17 protein-coding genes are annotated in these 17,720 nt (G+C 65.5%); 4 read left to right on the top strand and 13 right to left on the bottom strand.

What is annotated here, in order from left to right:
• Nucleotides 1-115: 115 nt before the first annotated feature.
• The gene (locus tag WHH00_RS16775; protein ID WP_406634540.1) at nt 116-1,162 is read right to left on the bottom strand and encodes a lactonase family protein; all 1,047 of its coding nucleotides are present in this window, start codon (nt 1,160-1,162) and stop codon (nt 116-118) included.
• Nucleotides 1,163-1,259: 97 nt separating this feature from the next.
• Between WHH00_RS16775 and WHH00_RS16770 the strand changes: the two genes are divergently transcribed.
• A complete protein-coding gene (locus WHH00_RS16770; RefSeq protein ID WP_406634539.1) occupies nt 1,260-2,105 on the top strand; it encodes a putative protein N(5)-glutamine methyltransferase in 846 nt (281 codons plus the stop codon).
• A 48-nt stretch (nt 2,106-2,153) separates the two neighbouring features.
• Here WHH00_RS16770 and WHH00_RS16765 read toward each other — a convergent pair whose 3' ends face one another.
• The 10 genes from WHH00_RS16765 to WHH00_RS16720 all read right to left on the bottom strand — a co-directional run bounded on the left by WHH00_RS16765 (nt 2,154) and on the right by WHH00_RS16720 (nt 13,452).
• Nucleotides 2,154-2,804: a maleylpyruvate isomerase family mycothiol-dependent enzyme gene (locus WHH00_RS16765; RefSeq protein WP_406634536.1), complete on the bottom strand. Its 651-nt coding sequence runs from the start codon at nt 2,802-2,804 to the stop codon at nt 2,154-2,156.
• Nucleotides 2,801-3,223, bottom strand: a complete 423-nt coding sequence (locus WHH00_RS16760; RefSeq protein WP_406634534.1) for a maleylpyruvate isomerase N-terminal domain-containing protein — start codon at nt 3,221-3,223, stop codon at nt 2,801-2,803. The genes WHH00_RS16765 and WHH00_RS16760 overlap by 4 nt, the downstream gene beginning before the upstream one ends.
• Nucleotides 3,224-3,353: 130 nt before the next feature.
• Nucleotides 3,354-5,663, bottom strand: coding sequence for an HNH endonuclease signature motif containing protein (locus tag WHH00_RS16755; RefSeq protein WP_406634532.1), 2,310 nt, complete (start codon nt 5,661-5,663; stop codon nt 3,354-3,356).
• A gap of 285 nt (nt 5,664-5,948) precedes the next feature.
• Entirely contained in the window at nt 5,949-6,434 is a 486-nt protein-coding gene (locus WHH00_RS16750) for a hypothetical protein (RefSeq protein ID WP_406634530.1), read from the bottom strand.
• Nucleotides 6,435-6,545: 111 nt separating this feature from the next.
• On the bottom strand, nt 6,546-6,812 hold the full coding sequence (locus WHH00_RS16745; RefSeq protein WP_231457116.1) for a GlsB/YeaQ/YmgE family stress response membrane protein: 267 nt from the start codon (nt 6,810-6,812) through the stop codon (nt 6,546-6,548).
• 132 nt (nt 6,813-6,944) lie between these two features.
• The gene (locus WHH00_RS16740; protein WP_406634528.1) at nt 6,945-7,778 is read right to left on the bottom strand and encodes an aldo/keto reductase; all 834 of its coding nucleotides are present in this window, start codon (nt 7,776-7,778) and stop codon (nt 6,945-6,947) included.
• Nucleotides 7,779-7,807: 29 nt separating this feature from the next.
• Entirely contained in the window at nt 7,808-10,360 is a 2,553-nt protein-coding gene (locus WHH00_RS16735) for a rhamnogalacturonan lyase (protein ID WP_406634526.1), read from the bottom strand.
• Between the two features lie 239 nt (nt 10,361-10,599).
• A complete protein-coding gene (locus WHH00_RS16730; RefSeq protein ID WP_406634524.1) occupies nt 10,600-11,628 on the bottom strand; it encodes an SDR family oxidoreductase in 1,029 nt (342 codons plus the stop codon).
• The gene (locus tag WHH00_RS16725) at nt 11,622-12,593 is read right to left on the bottom strand and encodes an aldo/keto reductase (RefSeq protein WP_406634522.1); all 972 of its coding nucleotides are present in this window, start codon (nt 12,591-12,593) and stop codon (nt 11,622-11,624) included. The genes WHH00_RS16730 and WHH00_RS16725 overlap by 7 nt, the downstream gene beginning before the upstream one ends.
• Before the next feature lie 37 nt (nt 12,594-12,630).
• Nucleotides 12,631-13,452, bottom strand: coding sequence for an aldo/keto reductase (locus WHH00_RS16720; protein WP_406634520.1), 822 nt, complete (start codon nt 13,450-13,452; stop codon nt 12,631-12,633).
• Between the two features lie 198 nt (nt 13,453-13,650).
• Here WHH00_RS16720 and WHH00_RS16715 point away from each other — a divergent pair, with 198 nt between their 5' ends.
• Together WHH00_RS16715 and WHH00_RS16710 are read left to right on the top strand one after the other, a co-directional pair.
• Complete coding sequence (locus WHH00_RS16715; protein ID WP_406634518.1) at nt 13,651-14,550, top strand: helix-turn-helix domain-containing protein; 900 nt, start codon at nt 13,651-13,653, stop codon at nt 14,548-14,550.
• A 127-nt stretch (nt 14,551-14,677) separates the two neighbouring features.
• The gene (locus WHH00_RS16710) at nt 14,678-14,893 is read left to right on the top strand and encodes a hypothetical protein (RefSeq protein WP_406634515.1); all 216 of its coding nucleotides are present in this window, start codon (nt 14,678-14,680) and stop codon (nt 14,891-14,893) included.
• Nucleotides 14,894-14,974: 81 nt separating this feature from the next.
• On the opposite strand, the gene WHH00_RS16705 is transcribed toward WHH00_RS16710, so the two are convergent.
• Nucleotides 14,975-15,184, bottom strand: a complete 210-nt coding sequence (locus tag WHH00_RS16705; RefSeq protein ID WP_231457108.1) for a dodecin — start codon at nt 15,182-15,184, stop codon at nt 14,975-14,977.
• A gap of 159 nt (nt 15,185-15,343) precedes the next feature.
• Nucleotides 15,344-16,048, bottom strand: coding sequence for a FadR/GntR family transcriptional regulator (locus tag WHH00_RS16700; protein ID WP_406634512.1), 705 nt, complete (start codon nt 16,046-16,048; stop codon nt 15,344-15,346).
• A 171-nt stretch (nt 16,049-16,219) separates the two neighbouring features.
• On the opposite strand from WHH00_RS16700, the gene WHH00_RS16695 reads away from it, so the two are divergent.
• A complete protein-coding gene (locus WHH00_RS16695; RefSeq protein ID WP_406634509.1) occupies nt 16,220-17,704 on the top strand; it encodes a four-carbon acid sugar kinase family protein in 1,485 nt (494 codons plus the stop codon).
• The last annotated feature ends 16 nt before the right edge of the window (nt 17,705-17,720 follow it).

Raw genomic sequence — 17,720 nt, 5'->3', positions numbered from 1 at the left:
GAATAACTCCAGCGATTGTGCGGGGCCATCCCAGCCCAGCTGGTACTTCTCCCGCCCACGCAGGCGTGCCCGGAGACCCCGTCCGGAATGCGGCAGTCTTTCGCAGCCGCCGGCCCTAGCCTGCGGGCACCAGGGCGGTGGGGGAGGGGGTCTGGAGATCGTGGACTACTTCTCCCGGGCAGCCCGTGAGGGTATTCAGCGCAAAGGTGGCCACGTTGTCGGACCGCTCATGGGCTACGTGGAGCCAGTTACCCCTCACCAGGTGGTGGCGCGGCCAGTTTCCGCCGCTGGGCGTGTCCTTGACCGGAACCAGTTCCGTCCCCCCGGCACCAACCTCGAGCACGCTGATGATGTTGGAGCCACGCACGCCCACATAGGCATAAGCCCCCTGGAAGCCGAGGCAGATTTCCGCACCGGAGTCGTCCGGGAGGCTGCCGCCGGACGTTGCCGGCCCGCGGAAAACCAGCTCGAAGGTACCCGCTTCCGGCCTCACGATGAACACTTCGACGGAGTACTCGGACACCACGAACACGTTCCCGTTCTGATGCTGCACCATGTGCCGGGGGCCAGTGCCGAAGGGCAGGACAACCTCGTGGTCAGCCACCAATCCGGTGCCCGGCACGTAGTTCCAGACCCGAAGGATGTCGTGGCCCAGGTCCGTGGTCATGATGCGCCCGTCCGCCAGCATCAGGCTGGCGTGGGCGCGGCTTTGCCGCGGCTCACCTGGATTAAGGCCCGCGTGTGGATCCACCGACGGGGCCGCGGGGAGCCGGCGGGTCATCCCGCCGTCGGCATCCAGTTCGTAGAGCAGGACTTGGCCGTCGCCCCAGCAGGCTGCGGTGACGAAGCGGCCCTGCGGGTCCACAGCGACATGGCAGGTTGCTTCTCCGGCGGGTTGCGGCTCACCCAGGGGCTCCAGCCCAAAGTCGCCTGAGCGGCGGAAAGCCCGGACCATTTTGCGCTGCTCTGCTACTGCGTACACGACGGGCAGCGTGGGATGGACGGCAACGAAGGATGGCGAGTCCGTCTTTGCCGCAGTTCCCAGCCATTCGAGGCTTCCGTCCGGGTGCGCGGCAAGGGCGCCAATGCCGCCTGCCCGGCCACCCCCGTCGGGGGTGTAGGTACCGGTCCAAATGACAGTGCGCGGGGCAGGAGAAGTCATGGTTCCATCCTGCCAACAAATGGATGCTTTGCGGTGCACTTGCCCACTAACATTGGGCTCCAGCCCCGCTTCTGGCTATCGGGGCCGTTGGGAAGGGATGATGATGCGCACCTGCGAGTCGACTGCCGCGCCCCAGGCCCTTGCTCCCATAGTTTCCGCCCTGCGGGCAGCAGGCTGTGTCTTCGCGGAAGACGAGGCGCTGCTGCTGGTGGCTGAGGCGCCGGATTCCGCGGGACTCGCCGAATGGGTGGACCGCCGCATTTCCGGCATGCCGCTGGAACACATTCTTGGATGGGCGGACTTTTGCGGGGACCGCATCGCCGTAGACCCGGGTGTTTTTGTGCCCCGGCGGCGGACAGAACTGCTGGTTCAGCAGGCAGTAACTCTGCTGCGGGACCGGGTATCTTCACCGCCCCCGATTGTTGTGGACCTTTGTTGCGGTTCGGGCGCGGTGGGTACGGCCATTGCCCGGCTGCACCCGGCAGCGGAAGTGCACTCGGCTGATATCGATCCTGCCGCCGTGAACTGTGCCCGCCGCAATGTGGACCCCGTTGGCGGTCGCGTGTACCAGGGTGACCTTTTCGGGGCACTGCCACCGGCGCTTGAAGGCCGGGTGCGGATTCTCGCCGTCAACGCTCCCTACGTCCCCACGGAAGCGCTCAGAACAATGCCGCGTGAAGCGCGCCTCTACGAGTCCCGCGCTGCGCTCGACGGGGGCGGCGACGGACTGGACTTCCACCGCCGCGTGGCAGCACAGGCCCTCCAATGGCTTACGCCTGACGGGCACCTGCTGATCGAAACCAGTGGGCAGCAGGCCGAACGGACATCCGCGATTGTGGCTGAGGCGGGGTTAACGGTCCGGACCGTCCATGATGATGAGCTGGACGGGACTGTGGTGGTCGGTTCCCTCCGTCGGGGCACGCGCACCCAGGCGGTTTCGTGATGCTAAGTGTGCCTGCACTGTCTTGTCCAGACCCTGACCGGAGGCAGGTCAGGGTGTGGTGCCCTGGATCCGCGACTGGAGGACAGGCGAACCGGGTCCCGCGAGCTCGCCCAGGTAAGGTTTACGGCCAGCCATGGACATCACCAGGGCGAGCGTCGATCCGGTGACCAGCGGTCCGGTGCCCGTTGTGAATGGTCCGTCGTCAGCGCGCAATTCCAGGCCTGCGATGCTTGTGCGGCTGTGCACGGTGAAGTCGCGTTCGGCGAAAAATTCGGCCACGAAGGTCAAAGCCTCGATGCTGGGTGTCCGGGGAAGTCCCAGCGGTTGGCGGATGTCTTGGGCATGCACGACGACCTCGCCGAGGTAGGCCGCAGTGTGGCCGGAGGGCGCCGTGGTACTGCCGATTACCGCGCGGAAGCGCTCGAGGGTCTCGGTAGGTGTCCTGCCGCGGTGCTCGGCCAGCCTGCGCTGATTGTGGACGTCGGGCCGGAAACGCGCGCCCAGTATGCTGCGGAACCACTGCCACTGGTTCAGGCTGGCTGCGGCCGTGAGGTGGGCGAGAACCTGCTCAACGTCCCACTGCGCACAGAGACTGCGATGCTGCCATTGCTCCGGGCTGAGCGCAGAGAGGTCCTTTGCCAGCGCGGCCCGCTCAGTGTGGGCCAGCGCCCATAAGTGCTCGCTTGTCGGTGTCGTCATGGAACCCTCTCGGCTGGCGTTAATTGTTGGCGCTCATACGAAGCCGACGTGCCAGCGGCTGCCCGGATGAGGCGGGAGGCGCCGCTGCCGTCGAGCCTCTCTTTCGGTGGCGTGCGCGTGAACCCAGCAACCTCCGTGAAGGCGCTGAGACTCTCCTGTGGGTCCTGCCGCTTCTCCCGGGCTATACCGTGCACCCTCGCGCGATCGAAGTCTTTGCGTGCCATCACCAAGTCTCGGGCGAACGGGAGCCGGCTGGTTCGCGCCGTATTCACCATGTGAGCCGGGACATCAAGGATTTCCCATCCTGGGCAGAGTGAGGCGAGGGTCCGCTGTTCGTCGGGCAAACCCGAGAGATCAGCGCCCAGCCGGCGGCTCGCGGAGTGGACAACTTGCCAGACAGTAGCTGCTGACGCGCGCATGCCGGTTCTTTCTTCCATGTGGGTGTGAATGGCAGATCATCTCGTTGGGAGGAATACCGAGAAAGACAATATCGGGAAACACGCATCTTCGCCGCCTGGTTTATCGAACAAATCACGGCTTGGAGTCTTCTCACTCCCGCTGTGTTTGAGGCGGCGGGGGTGGCCTGAAGTAGTCGTTTTGTTGTGGCTTTTGGTGGGGGTCGATGTGTTTCGGGGGTGTGTACCAAGGTGTGCCGTGCCGGGTGGAGATGGTCCATTGTTCTTTGTGGATGAGGTGGTGGTGCGCTGAGCAGAGAAGTGCGCCGTTGCTGGTGGAAGTGGGTCCGCCGTCTGACCAGTAGGTGATGTGGTGGGCTTCGCACCACGGTGCGGGAATGGTGCAGTTGGGGAAGGTACAACCTTGGTCGCGGGCGGTGAGGGCGAGCCGCTGGGCCGGCGTAAAGAGGCGGTTTTTGCGTCCGAGGTCCAGGATTTCGCCGTGGCTGCCCAGGACAGCCGGGATGATGTCGGCGTCGCAGGCCATTTTGCGCAGGGTAGCGGCGGCCACTGGCCCGGTAAAGACGAAGTTCCCCGATCCGGATCTGCGTGCTGTTCCTGTCGCGGTATCTAGGCCCCTGCGGGTGCCAGTGCCGCTGCCGACGCCCGCAGCTGCGTCCATGCTTGGGTCCATAATGCTGCCGGTGCAGGTGCAGGTGCAGGTGCAGGTGCAGGTGCCGGTGCCTGCGCTACCCCCGCCTGCGCCGCGCGGGCCGGATTCCAGACCGCCGGAGGGGTCGCGGCGGTGGGGGAAAAGGTCCTTGTAGTTGATGGTGGCAATGATCTGGGGCCGGTTGCCGCCGGTGATTGGCAGGGCATTGGTGGTGAGCCCTGCTTTGACGGCGCTGATAATGCCATCCAGTTGTTTTTGGGGGCGGGTGCGGCGGTCCAGGTCCCAGCCGGACCCCGGGCCGGCGTCGTGCCAGGCAGAGTCTTGCGCGGACCTACTTCCGTCTCCGCTAACGGCGCCGGTGACTATGTCCCTTGTGCTGCAACTTCCAACCCCGGCGTCGCCGCCGGCGTCGGAGTCGGAGTCGGAGTCGGCCCCGGTACCTGTACCGGAACCGGCGTTGGAGTAGGCGCAAGCGCCGTTGGAAAGGCCGAGACCGTTGGGGACGGAGGTGCGGGGGTTGGTGGCGGCGTTCATGACCGTGAGGAGGTGTTCGTACTGGTCGGTGGTGGCGAAGATTTCGAGGCGGTGCAAGCCGTGGCGGGGTTTGCGGATGAACGCGCCCTGGGTGTGGCGGAGGGCTTCCTCGGTGGGTTCGGTGCCGTCGGCGTCGATGGTCTCGGCCCAGCGCTGGGCCAACCGGGCTACGAAGTCGGGATCGGCGGCGGCCGCGGCGGCGGTGAGGTCATGTTCAATCCGGTCCAAGACATCCGGAGTGGTGTGATGCCGGATCCGGTCCAGCGCAGCAGTGATGATCGTCCCGGCGTAAGAGGACACCACGGGCGCTGAAGCGACGGCCGCCAGCGAGTCCCCGTTCGTGCCCTCAGTCGTGTCGTTGGGCGTGTCCGCGGCTGTTGCCTCAGGAGTCGCTGCGCCATCGGCTGGCCCAGCCGAAAGTGGGTTGGGTGCCGGGGCAAGGGCGCACGCGAGATGTGGCAGGGCCGGTGGAAGGGGTTCGCCGGTGAGGCTGGTGCCGGGCAGGGCCTGGTGGGCAAGTGCGAGGCGGCGGCGGGCCTCGCGCAGGGGAATCCGGAGCCGGAGGCGGAGGAACTCCGCGGTGTTCCTGCACCCGTCGTCGGCGGGCGAAGTCACGACCGGCACGCCACCCCTCGTCCCGGTACCCGCACCGGCAGTGACAACGCCATGAGCAGCAGTGGCTGCGCTGGGTGTCGGGTCGCCGGGTGTCGGGTCGCTGGGCTCCGCGTCGCCCGGTGTAGCCTGGCCCGGCCAGCCAGCGTCTGTCTCATTGAGTATTTCGACGTCGTTCTCCCACCCGGTGACCCAACCCCGGGACCGGGTGGACCGGGCCGCAGTCGCGGCGGTGATTGCTTCGCTTCGGGTGCGGTCCACAGCGCCGGCAGCGAGTAGCTGCAGGCATTCAACACTCCGGGCGAGGTCCTCAACCTGGCCGGCGAAGTCAGAAGCCTCAACATAGCCGGCCACTGCAAGAGCATCCGGGGCGGCCAGCGCCGCAGCATTGAGGAGGCCCCCGATTTCAGCCAGCCCGGCTTGCGGCTGTCCACCTGATTCCTCGACCCGTCCGGATGCATCGTCACCAGCCAGCGCGGGGAGCGGAACGGGATCCGGGGGAGCCACAGTGCCCTGGCCTACGACTTCATAGAGGCGGGCTGAGACGGGCCGGGCGCCTGTTCCAGATGGAGGGAGGGAACCTGCGTTGGAGAGCAGGGCGGCATAACCACTGAACTCCGCAAGCTGGTTCCCAAGCACCTTCATGAGTCAACTCTGCCAAAGACCACTGACAAAAAGGGCCAGCTAAAGCGGCTATGTGGATAACCCGGGAAGCCGGTGCCAGCCTGGCCGGGTTATCCACACGGGGAGCCGTGTTGTATTGGCGACCGCCTGCCGTGCTGGTTACCGGCTGAGTTCTTAAGACGCCGCTGGCCGCCGCGTCCCCCAAGGATCGCGACGGCCAGCAAAGCCATTCAGTTGTAGCACACGCAAGCGGTGATTACGTTGTCAAGCGGCAACCGCTCTGCCGCAAGCCGTACGAGCGGCCTGTTATGACTTCGAACCAGTCTCGTCCGAGGTCCCGAGATTGTGCGTTTCCGGGTGTGTGCTGTGGGCGGGGATGTGGTCCCCGCCAAGGTCGCCACTGCCCGGGGCACCAGCAGCGCCGGTACCAGCAGCACCGGCACCAGTCGTGCCCAAACCGCCCGAAGTACCCGCAGCACCGGTGCTGGCGGCACCGGCTGATGCGGCGTCGCCGGACGTTGAGGACTTCTTGTCACCGGCCGCGCCCTCGCGGTGCATTGCGGACCCAATGACTGTGCCTGCCCGGCGGGCCGCCTCAGTCAGCTGGTCCGCGACTTCAGGAGCCTTTTCCTTGATGGTCTCCGTGGCAACAGCAACCTTGTCCTGCACCGGCTTGCTGTCCCAGATGCCCGCGGCGCGAGCTTTGAGTTTGTCGTATGCTGCCCGGCCCGACCGTGATCCGAGCACGTATCCGGCGGCAATTCCTACGCCCAAAAGAAGTTTGTTTTTCATGATGAGGTCCTGCTCCCTGAGAAGGTTCAGTTCCGGCCAGAGAGGCCGGGAGATAGAAAAACCGGCCCGGGGATGTTGTCCCCAGGCCGGCTCTCCTGGCTGGCGCGCCAGTTAGCTGCGTGCGCCGCGCTTGGTGACCATGCCGTATACCAGCAGCACGATAAGCGCGCCGCCGATGGCCAGCAGCCACGTCTGCAGGGAGAAGAACTCCTGCAGTCCGGTGCCAAAGATCATTCCGCCGATCCAGCCGCCGAGGAGTGCTCCAACGACGCCGAGGACCAGGGTGATGACCCAGCCGCCACCCTGGCGGCCCGGGAGGATCGCCTTAGCGATCGCGCCAGCAATAAGTCCGAGAATTAGAAATGCAATGAATCCCATTTTTTGTTCCTCTTCCTAAGTAAAGGAGGCCTCCGGATCCCGGAGACACTTCATCCTTCTGCCTCAATAGTAATCATGCTTACTATCTATTTGCCAACCCCGGATGTAAGAAAAAGCCCATTTCAGGGCGGTTTAGTGCCCCGTTACATCTGAGTCGTTGCCAGCATCGGGCCCCTCATCGAGGATAGCCAATTCCGCTAGATCCTGCGGATTCAGGGTGAAATCGAAGATATCCAGGTTTTCCCTCATCCGCTCCGGATTGGCTGTTTTCGGAATCGTTACAATTCCGTTCTGGACGTGCCACCGAAGGACCAGTTGACCAGGCGTTTTCCCGTGCTTTTCGCCGAGCTGGGACAGGATGGGAGCGCCGAGGAGGCCAGCCCCGGAGCCGCCCAGCGGGCTGTAGGACTCGGTGATGATGCCGTGCTTCTTATGGAAGTCCCGCTCGGCGGTCCGGGTTATTGCCGGGGACAGCTGAATCTGGTTGAGGGCGGGAACAACGTCGGTTTCAGCCATCAGCCGTTCCAGGTGGGCAGGCTTGAAGTTGGAGACCCCAATGGAGCGCACCTTCCCCTCCGCCTGGAGCCGTTCGAAGGTCCGCCAGGTGGAGACGTAGTCGTCCCGCGCCGGCAGGGGCCAGTGGATCAGCAGCAGGTCAACATAATCCAGTCCAAGCCGCTTCAAGGACCCCTCCAGTCCTTCTGCGGCCCGGTCATTCCCCTGGAACTGGCCGTCCAGCTTGGTGGTGATGAACAGCTCGTCCCGGTCCACGCCGCTGGCGCGGATGCCGTTTCCCACACCCTGCTCGTTGCCATACTTCACGGCAGTGTCGATGTGCCGGTACCCGGCTTCCAGGGCTTGTACGACGGCGTTGGCCGCCTGGTCATCGTCCAGCGGCCAGGTGCCGAGCCCCACCTGCGGAATGGAGTGGCCGTCATTGAGTGTGATCAGCGGTGCACGTGTCATTGGAACAGTCTCTCCCGGATTGTCCTGTCCTAGCCCTTGAATGCCCCAAGAATATTGTCGGCGTTGTACTGCAGGGATACTCGTGCGGTGTCGGAGACGGCATCCGGGCCCTTCTGCTGTGCCAGGAAGTCCACGAAGCGTTGGATGGCCTGCCCGGCCTTCGAGGTGTCGCCGTCTTCAACAGCAGCCGCCGCCTGCTTGACGCTGGCTGCCAGCTGGCTGGCCACGGGCCCTGACACATCCCCTGACTCCACCAGGTCTTCAAGCACGTGCTGCAGGGCCTTCACACTGCCGGGGAGCCAGGCCGCGCGCAGGGGCACTCCGGCGAAGTCCATGTCCGAGGCAAGGTAGAAGTCCGTGTAGGACGGCTGGTTGTAGGTGGTGTTCTGCCGGGCAACCTCGGCGCGGTACTGGGGATCGTGCATGAGGGTGTAGAGCTTGTGGTTGGTCACCTCGGTGCTCAGGTACAGGCGCAGCGCCGAACTGTCGGCCGTCCGCACCAGCATTTCTTCGCGCCAGTCACCCACCACGTCTGCCACCAGGCTGGGTGTGCCCTTGGTGCCGTTGTTGGTGCGGGTGCCTTCAGCGGTCAGCATCCGGCCCCGCTTCCAGTCGTCAATGGTGGGCGTCTGCTCGCCTGAGCCGTTGATGATCTGCGTGGTCATGTCCGCGGCCCACTTGATGCTCATGTTGGTGCCGGGAGCTGTGGTGCTCAGCTTGTCGCCGTCGGCCGACTGCATGCCGATGGCCCAGTTCTCGATGCCGGGAACGGTGGGGTCCACGTCGCCGATCATGCCCCGGCCGGTGTCCTTTCCGGAGTAGGCGCCAAAGAGTACTTCGCCGGTGGCGGCGTCGCGCATGGCGTATCCGTAGGGGGCGTAGGTGCCGCCCTCATGCACCGTGAAGATCTCCTTGCCAGGACGGGCAGGGTCGATGTCCGTGACGTGCATGGCGTCGCCGTGGCCCAGCCGGGCTTCCTCACCAGGTGTGGCGCTGGCATCGGGCATCGTGTCGAAGGAGCTGTACAGCAGCGAGCCGTCGTCGTCGATGGTGGCGGAGCCGTAGACGATCTCCTGCTTGCCGTCGCCGTCCACGTCGGACGCGCTGAGCGAGTGGAAGCCCTGTGTGGTGAGCGTGCCGAATTCCGGATCGGTGCCGTCCCGGCCGTGCGGGCCGTCGTTGAACGGGTTGGTCATGGGCGTCCAGCCGGAGTCGACGTCCCAGACGGGCGCGAGGTTGGACCCGTCCCAGGTATAGGCGGCCAGCGTGCTGCGGGTGTAGTAGCCGCGGGCGAACACGGCCGCAGGCTTCTTGCCATCAAGGTAGGCGACGCCGGCAAGGAACCGGTCCACCCTGTTGCCCGGCTCAATGCGGGCCATGGCGTAGTCGCCCCACATGAGTCCGTCGTCGTGCCTGCCCGGCTCATAGGCGACGGTCTTCAGCTCCTTGCCCGTGGCACCCTCAAACACCGTCAGGTATTCGGGGCCGGACACGATGAAGCCCTCGAAGGCCCGCAGGTTGTTCCTGGCGCTGCGGGAAGGGGCGTAGACGTCCATGAAGTAGTCGGCCAGTGCTTCAGCGTCGGCCTGGGACAGGGGGTACTGGTACTTCGGCGCGGTGCCAAACGCTTCCTCCAGCGTGGCGGGCCAGTTGCCGGCCTTCACCTCCGGATGTTCTGTCCAGCCCTGGAACGTCGCCACCATGTGCCGGTAGTAGTCTGCCGCGCTCATGCGGTAGTCGTCCGAGTTGGCGTAGCCGGCCTCGATGTCCTGCTGCAGCAGCGAAATGAACCCCTCGGAAGCAACGCTGCCGTCGGCCGTGAAGCTGGTGCTCTTTGTTCCCGGGGCTGTCTTCATCATCATCTCGGCGCGCCCGTCGCCGTCGAAATCGTTGACCAGCATCTGGGTGTAGTGGGCGCCGGAGCGAATGTTGACGCCCAGGTCGATGCGGTGCAGCAGCGTACCGTCCGCCTTGTAAGTATCCACATAGGTGTTGCCGGTGTAGCCCACCTGGGAGACGTCTTTGGAGTTGTTCGGGTCCCACTTGACGATGAACTCGTACTGCCCGTCGCCGTCGACGTCCCCCACGGACGCGTCATTGGCGTTGTAGGTGTACGCCTGCCCGGCGGGGGTGACGCCGTCTGCCGGCTTTTTCAGCGGGATGTCCTTGAAGTTGCCGCCCCACGGCGTTGCGGTTGCGCTGCTGTCCACCTCCACGCCTGCGACGACGGCCCGCACCTGGTAGCCGGACGCGGCGGTTCCGCCGGTGTCCTGGAAGTTGGTGCTGTTGGTCACGGTGGCCAGTTTCTGGCCGTCGCGGTAGACGTTGAAGTCCGTCCCGGTGAGGCCTGTGGCTGAGGAACCGGAGGCTTCGTGGCCCAGGAGCCGCCAGCTCAGGAAGACGCCTTCGGACGTTTTGGCGGCCACAAGGCCGCGGTCAAGGTGGTCCAGCTGGACGTCCGGCGTGCCGGGCTTGGGAGAACGTTCGACGGCGGACGCGGGGGCGGCGAGGCAGCCTACGGTAAGGGCAATTCCCACGGCGGCGACGGACAGGAGGCGCGCGGGAGTACGGTGCGGACTCATCAGTGAATCCTTTCAATTTGAGAACGGGAAAACGCTTCCCCGATAACCTAGCGGGGGAGCGGTGCAGAAAACAAGCCTTGCCGCGGGCCGCAAGGAAGATCTTTAGAACGTTGTAGAAGTAGCGGGGCGCTGGGCACGCCGAAAAGGTGCGGGGACGCTGCAAGTGCTTCCGGCGTCGCCGCACCCTTCCGGCGAATTGGAGGGCGTTGACCTGCCAACCCCAGGGCGGTGGCTGGACCTTACGCCCCGCTCCGCGCCCACGCGGTGAGCCGGTCTGCCAGGGCCATGTAGTCCTGGTCCACGGTCTGCAGCTCGGGGTTCGCATCGAACCACTGCACGATTTCGCGGGCGCCGTCGGCGAAAGGGATGGTGGCGCAGTAGCCGGGCACCAGGGATTTGATCTTGGTGTTGTCGAAAACCACGGAGTGTGAGCGGTCTCCCAGGAGGTTGGCCCCCAGTTCGGCGCTGTGCGCGGCGATGGTTTCAGAAGCCACATGGACAAGTTCCGGCTCTCTGACGCCGGCAGCCCGCGCGAACAGTTGGTAGATCTGGTTCCAGGGCAGGTACTCATCCGAGGTGATGGTGTAGCTTTCGCCCACCGCCTGCGGCCGGCCCAGCAGCCCCACGAATGCCTTGGCGAAGTCCTGGCTGTGGGTCAGGGTCCACAGCGATGTCCCGTCTCCGTGCACCATGACCGGAAGTCCGGCGCGCATCCGGTGGATGTCGGTCCAGCCGCCCACCATGCCGATCTTGGTGCGGTCATAGGTGTGCGAAGGCCGCACCACCGTGAGTGGGAAATCCTGCTCGCGGTACGCCTGGTAGAGCCGTTCCTCGCAGGCAATCTTGTCCCGGGAGTACTGCCAGAACGGATTCTTCAGCGGCGTGGACTCGCGGATCGGCAGCGTGGTGGGCGGCTTCTGGTAGGCGGAGGCGGAGCTGATGAAAACGTATTGTCCGGTACGCCCGGCGAACAGGTCCAGGCTGGCCTTCGCCTGGTCGGGCGTGAAGGTAATAAAGTCCGCCACGGCGTCGAACTCGCGCCCGGCGAGCGCGGCGCGGACCGCGGACGCATCCCGCACATCGGCCGTGAGGATTTCCACCCCCTCCGGGACCGGCCTTGTGGACCGGCCCCGGTTGAGGATGGTGAGCCGGTGTCCCAGCGCGACGGCGCGTTCTGCCGCCGCCGTGCTGATGACCCCGGTGCCGCCGATGAAAAGGATGCTTCTCGGCGCCACCGTGTCGGCGTCAGGGGTGAGTGGGTTCACCACGCGTAGTCTTCCGGAGCCGTGCGGTGCCCCGGGAAGATGTCATCCAGCCGCTTGAGGGCATCGGCGTCCAGGGTGACGTCGAGGGCGCGGACAGCGGCGTCGAGCTGTTCCTGAGTCCTGGGTCCCACGATGGGTGCCGTGACGGCGGGCTGATGCAGGAGCCAGGCGAGGGCAACGTCACCGGGCTCGTGGCCGAGTTCATCCGCGAAATCCTCGTACTGGCGGATCTGGTCTTCGTGCTTCTTGAGGGTCTCCGCCGCCCGTCCCTCGGTGCGCCGGACGCCGTCGCGCTCTTTCTTCAGTACGCCGCCCAGGAGCCCGCCCTGCAACGGGGACCAGGGGATGAGGCCCAGCCCGTACTGCTGGGCGGCCGGAATCACTTCCAATTCCACCTGGCGCATGAAGAGGTTGTAAATGGACTGCTCGCTGACCAGGCCCGTGTAATGGCGCCGTTGCGCCGCTTCCTGCGCCTGCGCAATGTGCCAGCCGGCAAAGTTGCTGCTGCCGGAATACAGGATCTTGCCCTGCTGGACTGCTACCTCGATGGCCTGCCAGATTTCGTCCCACGGGGTGTCGCGGTCGATGTGGTGGAACTGGTAAACGTCGATGTAGTCGGTCTGCAGGCGCTTCAGGCTGGCGTCCAGGGCCCGGCGGATGTTCAGGGCGGAGAGCCTGGACTCGTTGGGCCGGTCCGTCATGGTGCCGTACAGCTTGGTGGCCACCACCGTGTGTTCCCGGCGCTCGCCGCCGTTGGCGAACCAGCGGCCGATGATCTCTTCGGTCCAGCCGCGGTGGCCGGCGCCGCCGTAAACGTTGGCGGTGTCGAAGAAGTTGATGCCCTGCTCGTGTGCCGAATCCATGATGGAATGGGCGTCCGCTTCTTCCGTCTGGGGGCCGAAGTTCATGGTGCCGAGGCAGAGGCGGGAGACTGTCAGGCCGGAGCGGCCCAGATGGGTGTACTGCATGGGGTGTCCTTTCGGGGACGGGGGTCCGTGGGCTGGTCTACAGCTGGGTGAAGGCGGCGACGGCGGGATCTGAGCCGATCCGGGCGCCGGACTCCAGGGCGGTGATTGCGGAAAGTTCGTCATCCGTGAGCTTCAAGGAGGCGGCGGCGAAGTTCTCCCGCATGCGTCCGGGATCCACGGACTTGGGGATCACGATGTTCCCGGTAGCGAGATGCCAGGCGAGAACCACCTGGGCCGTGGTGGCGTTGTGGGCGTTGGCAATGGCGGTCACGGCGTTTCCGTTGAGGTCGCCGCCCTGGCCGAGCGGGCTGTACGCCTCGACGCCGATACCCCGTTCCCGGCACTTGGCCGCGAGGGGGGCCTGCTGGTAGCTGGGATGGAGCTCGATCTGGTTGACGGCAGGGACAATCTCCGCGGATTCCAGCAGGTGGTCCAGGTGTTCGGCCAGGAAGTTGGAGACGCCGATGGCGCGGATCTGGTTGTTCTCGTACAGCCGCTCCATCTCCTTCCATGCCTGGACGTACAGTCCTTGGGAGGGGACGGGCCAGTGGATCAGGTAGAGGTCCACAAATTCCAGGCCCAGTGCCTTGCGGCTGTTCTGGAATGCTTCCTGCGCCCGGCCCTGTTCGCCGTTCCGCAGCTTGGTGGTCACGAAGATCTCCTCGCGCGGAATCCCCGTGGCCGCGATGGCGGCGCCCACTCCGGCCTCGTTGCGGTAACCGGCGGCGGTGTCGATGTGGCGGTAGCCGGCCTCGAAGGCGTCCTCCACGATCCGCTGCGTGTCTTCGGGCGGGACCTGGAAAACGCCGAGGCCAAGCTGGGGAATAGTGACGCCGTTGTTCAGTGTCAGCTCTGACATGGGGGCTCCTTGATGCGCTGGTGCGGTAGTGGGATGCCGTGGACCCGATAGGAAGAAAGCGGTTTCCGCTGGCTCCCTCCTGAGCCTATGCACTTTTCGCCGGTAAGTCAGCAGGGCTGCCTGATTCTGTTTTTCCTAGGACTGCCAGTCCTACCTTCGTTGTAGAACGGGACCACCCAGCCGGGCAGAATGGTCTGCATGGGTCAAAGCGCCGAGTTCGGAAAATTCCTTAAAGCCATGCGGTCCCGCCTGAGTCCCGAGGACGCCGGAGCGGGGCCCGCTTCCGGTGCGCGCCGGGTGCCTGGCCTCCGCCGCGAGGAAGTTGCGCGCCTGGCAGGAGTGAGCACTGACTATTACGTCCGCCTGGAGCAGGGCCGGAACATCCACCCTTCGCGGACTGTCCTGGATGCTGTGTCGCGGGCCCTCAGGCTGGACACCGGCGAGCATGCGCACATGCTGGACCTGCTGGAGAATTGCGCCGGGTCCGCCCGGTCCAGCGTTTCCGCCGCCCAGGGTGTCCGCCCGGCACTCCGGCAGCTCCTTGAAGCGGTGGGCGATGTGCCGGCCATGGTGCTGGGACGGCGCAGCGATGTCCTTGCCGGAAACCGGATGGCCTTCCTGCTGTTCACCGACTTCCCCGCGCTTCCGGCAGCCGAGCGGAACCTGACCCGTTGGCTCATCCTTGATCCCGGTGCCAGGGAGCTCTTCCGCGACTGGAAGACTGTCGCCGCGGAAGCGGCAGGCGCGTTAAGGGTGGACGTTGGCCGGCACCCGAACGACGCCCAGGCCAACCAGCTGGTGGGCGAACTTGCCGTCCACAGCGAGCACTTCCGGCAATGGTGGGCAGGGCACCGCGTGGCCACGCGGTCGGCGGGCAGCGTGCGGCTGCATCATCCCGCCGTCGGGGATCTGGAACTGAACTTTGAGAACCTCGTCCTCCCGGACGATCCCGACCAGACGCTCAGGGTGTACTCCGCGAAGGCGGGCTCGCCATCGGCCGATGCGCTGGCGTTGCTGGGGAGCCTGGGGGCTGCCGGACCTGCCGCGGAGCCTCGGACCCGGGACGCCGCGACGGCCGCTGTGGAGAACCGGGAGTAGGGCTACAAGGAACGTTGTGCTTTTGGCCAGTTGAACCGGCTGATTCTGGCCACGAGCCCATTGGGGAAGAACCGGCCGCTTCCTAGGCTGGAATAACACGCTTCTTCACCCAAGGATGGTCTCAACGATGAAACGCATCGCACTGCTTAAGGAACGCAAGGGTGCCGCGGCCGGCGCTCCTTCCACAGCCACCGGCTCGCACTGCCCGGTGTCCGGCCTCTGGAGTCCGGACCATGACCCGCACACCGTGCTGTCCTTCTTCGAAGGCCACGTTTTTCCCGCGTTCGACGGCGTCCCAACAGTCTGGCGGCGGCGCTCAGCAGGCACGGTCTCGGCAAACTAGATAAACAGCAACTGGCTCGCAGCCAATGTCCCCCTCACGGATATCGGGGACGTCGGCTGCGAGCCAGTTGCGTTGGAACCACTACTCTTCGAGGCGGAAACCGACTTTCATGGTGACCTGCCAGTCAGCGATCTTGCCCTCTTCCAGGTGGCCCCGGATCTCCTTCACCTCGAACCAGTCCAGGTTTCGGAGGGTCTGTGAGGCCTTCGCGATGCCATTGCGGACGGCCTCGTCCACACCCTGATCCGACGTGCCGACAATTTCAGAAATGCTGTACGTGTGGTTGGACAACTTCGCTCCTAGTGATCGCCTTGCGGCTCCCGGTTGCGGGCCGTCCTTGAAGACTAGTAGGACTGCAAGAACGTTGGCCAGCCTTATCCGGATGTTCCGTGGCTGCCGGCGGGAGGGTCCGCACGGCCCCGCCGGCACTAAATCCAGGGGGAAGTCAGGCTACTTCGCCTCGAGCACCAAGTTCTTGAGGTCGTCCAGCGTCTGCTGCATGTGGTCATCCATGGCCTGCCGCGACCGCACGGGGTCGCGGGATTCCAGCGCTTCGGCAATCTTCTGGTGGTGTCCGATTGCGTGCTCCTGGATTTCCCGGACCGCGGACGTCTGGGTGCGGCGCTTCTGCAGCACCTGGTGCAGCGGTTCGAACAGCACGGACACAAAGACATTTTCGGAGGCATGCAGGATCAGGTCGTGGAACGCCAGGTCCGCTTCCACAAAGGCGGCGACGTCGTTCACCTCATGGGCGGCGCGCATGCTGTCCACATAACTGTGGAGCGTCCGGATATCTTCGTCGCGTATCCGCCCTGCCGCGAGTTCGCAGGCACCTGTTTCCAGCATCCGCCGGAGCTCGATGAGCTGGACCGAGGTCTCTGCCTCGTTCTTCCCCTCCGATGCAGCACGCAACACCGCCTCAAGCGACGCCCAGCGGTTGAGCGGGTTCACGAATGTGCCGCGGCCGCGTTCAACACTGAGGATCCGCTGGGCCTGCAGCGTCTTCATGGCCTCGCGCACCGTCATCCGGCTTACTTCGTGCCGGGCGCTCAGTTCGTGTTCGCCCGGGACGGTGGCGCCCGGCGGGAACTCACCGGTAATGATGCGGTCCAGTAGCTCATCGGCCACCTGGCCCACCAGTGATTGCCTCGCCATTGCGCCCCCGTTGATTCCTTCACTGCATATGTCGGACAAGTCTACTTGCGCGTCTCTATGTCGTATGCCACACTAAACCAAATGCAAGATGTCTGACATCTTACAGTTATCTCTACATCAGGATCCGCCGCCCCGGATTCATACAACGGATTCAACACAACGGAGTGCATCGTGACGCTTGAAGCAGACGTTCTGGCCGCCTACCCGGCCGAGGTACAGATCCCCGCCGACCTGGTGGCCAGCACCCTGGCCGCCTCCAATGCGGAGACTCCGCGGATCCTGGTTGTGCTCGACGACGATCCCACCGGAACGCAGTCGGTGGCGGATTTGCCCGTGCTCACCCGCTGGGACGTCGAGGACTTCAGCTGGGCTTTCAGCCAGTCCAAGCCTGCCGTCTACGTCCTGACGAACACCCGCAGCCTGGACCCGGCCGAGGCCGCCGCCCGCAATGAGGAAGTGGTGCGGAACGCGCTCGCGGCAGCAGGCTCACCCCAGGAACTCCGCCTCGGGTTCGTCAGCCGCAGCGACTCCACCCTCCGCGGCCACTACCCACTGGAGCCGGACGTCATCGCCGCGACCGTGGCGGACGTCAGCGGAGAAAAGACCGACGGCGTGGTCCTGGTTCCAGCCTTCCCCGACGCCGGGCGGGTCACCATCGGCGGAGTCCACTTCATGCGCGGCACCGGTGAGGCAGCCGGCACCCTCACCCCGGTGTCCGAGACCGAATTCGCCAAGGACGCCACCTTCGGCTTCACCACCTCGGTCATGGCCGACTACGTTGCCGAAAAGTCGCAGGGCCGCTTCGCCGCCGGTTCGGTAATCGTGCTGGACCTGAACACCATCCGCGCCGGCGCCTCCGCGCAGGACCCGGCAATCTCAGCGAAAGCCATCGCCGACGCCATCGAGCCCGCTACCGATTCCACCCCGATCGTGGCCGACATCGTCACCGAAAACGACCTCCGTGCCCTGTCCCTGGGCCTCGAAGAGGCCGAACGGCGCGGCAAGAAGCTCCTCTACCGCGTGGGCCCGCCGTTCGGCCGTGCCCGGATCGGCCAGGAGATCCGCACCGAACTCAGCGGCGCCGAGGCCTACGCAGGCAACACGCCCTCCGAGGCAGGGGGCCTCATCGTCGTCGGCTCCCACGTCGGCGTCACCACCCGCCAGCTCAAGGCCCTCACCGACCAGCACAGCGCCGCACGGATCGTGGAGATCGACGTCGAAAAGCTCCTCGGTGCCCCCAGCGTCGCCGAAGCGCACCTTGACCACACCGTGGACACCGTCGTCGAAGCCCTCCGCGGCGGCGACGTCATCGTCCACACCAGCCGGCTGCTCATCAAGGCAGACGACCCCGCCGAAAGCCTGCGGATCGCCCGCACGGTCTCCGCCGCCGTCGTCGCCGTCGTCAACCGGACGCTCAAGACCTTCCCGCCCCGGTTCGTCATCGCCAAGGGCGGCATCACCTCCTCGGACGTCGCCGCCCACGGCCTGGAAATCCGCCACGCAATTGTCCGCGGCCCCATGCTCCCCGGCATCGTCTCCCTCTGGGAGCCCGTGGACGGCCCCGCCAAGGGCATCCCCTACATCGTCTTCGCCGGCAACGTGGGCGATGACCAGTCCCTCGCCGACGTCACCCGCAAACTCAGCAACACCTTCTAATCCCCGGCTCCCGCAC

Origin of the sequence: Pseudarthrobacter quantipunctorum (genome assembly GCF_045291495.1) — a bacterium.
GTDB lineage: Bacteria > Actinomycetota > Actinomycetes > Actinomycetales > Micrococcaceae > Arthrobacter > Arthrobacter quantipunctorum.
This window is presented reverse-complemented; position numbering and strand designations above follow the sequence as displayed.

Bases quoted from the DNA above. Each gene is read 5' to 3' on its own strand.
- WHH00_RS16775 (WP_406634540.1), bottom strand. From the start codon at position 1,162: ATGACTTCTCCTGCCCCGCGCACTGTCATTTGGACCGGTACCTACACC.
- WHH00_RS16770 (WP_406634539.1), top strand. From the start codon at position 1,260: ATGATGATGCGCACCTGCGAGTCGACTGCCGCGCCCCAGGCCCTTGCT.
- WHH00_RS16765 (WP_406634536.1), bottom strand. From the start codon at position 2,804: ATGACGACACCGACAAGCGAGCACTTATGGGCGCTGGCCCACACTGAG.
- WHH00_RS16760 (WP_406634534.1), bottom strand. From the start codon at position 3,223: ATGCGCGCGTCAGCAGCTACTGTCTGGCAAGTTGTCCACTCCGCGAGC.
- WHH00_RS16755 (WP_406634532.1), bottom strand. From the start codon at position 5,663: ATGAAGGTGCTTGGGAACCAGCTTGCGGAGTTCAGTGGTTATGCCGCC.
- WHH00_RS16750 (WP_406634530.1), bottom strand. From the start codon at position 6,434: ATGAAAAACAAACTTCTTTTGGGCGTAGGAATTGCCGCCGGATACGTG.
- WHH00_RS16745 (WP_231457116.1), bottom strand. From the start codon at position 6,812: ATGGGATTCATTGCATTTCTAATTCTCGGACTTATTGCTGGCGCGATC.
- WHH00_RS16740 (WP_406634528.1), bottom strand. From the start codon at position 7,778: ATGACACGTGCACCGCTGATCACACTCAATGACGGCCACTCCATTCCG.
- WHH00_RS16735 (WP_406634526.1), bottom strand. From the start codon at position 10,360: ATGAGTCCGCACCGTACTCCCGCGCGCCTCCTGTCCGTCGCCGCCGTG.
- WHH00_RS16725 (WP_406634522.1), bottom strand. From the start codon at position 12,593: ATGCAGTACACCCATCTGGGCCGCTCCGGCCTGACAGTCTCCCGCCTC.
- WHH00_RS16720 (WP_406634520.1), bottom strand. From the start codon at position 13,452: ATGTCAGAGCTGACACTGAACAACGGCGTCACTATTCCCCAGCTTGGC.
- WHH00_RS16715 (WP_406634518.1), top strand. From the start codon at position 13,651: ATGGGTCAAAGCGCCGAGTTCGGAAAATTCCTTAAAGCCATGCGGTCC.
- WHH00_RS16710 (WP_406634515.1), top strand. From the start codon at position 14,678: ATGAAACGCATCGCACTGCTTAAGGAACGCAAGGGTGCCGCGGCCGGC.
- WHH00_RS16700 (WP_406634512.1), bottom strand. From the start codon at position 16,048: ATGGCGAGGCAATCACTGGTGGGCCAGGTGGCCGATGAGCTACTGGAC.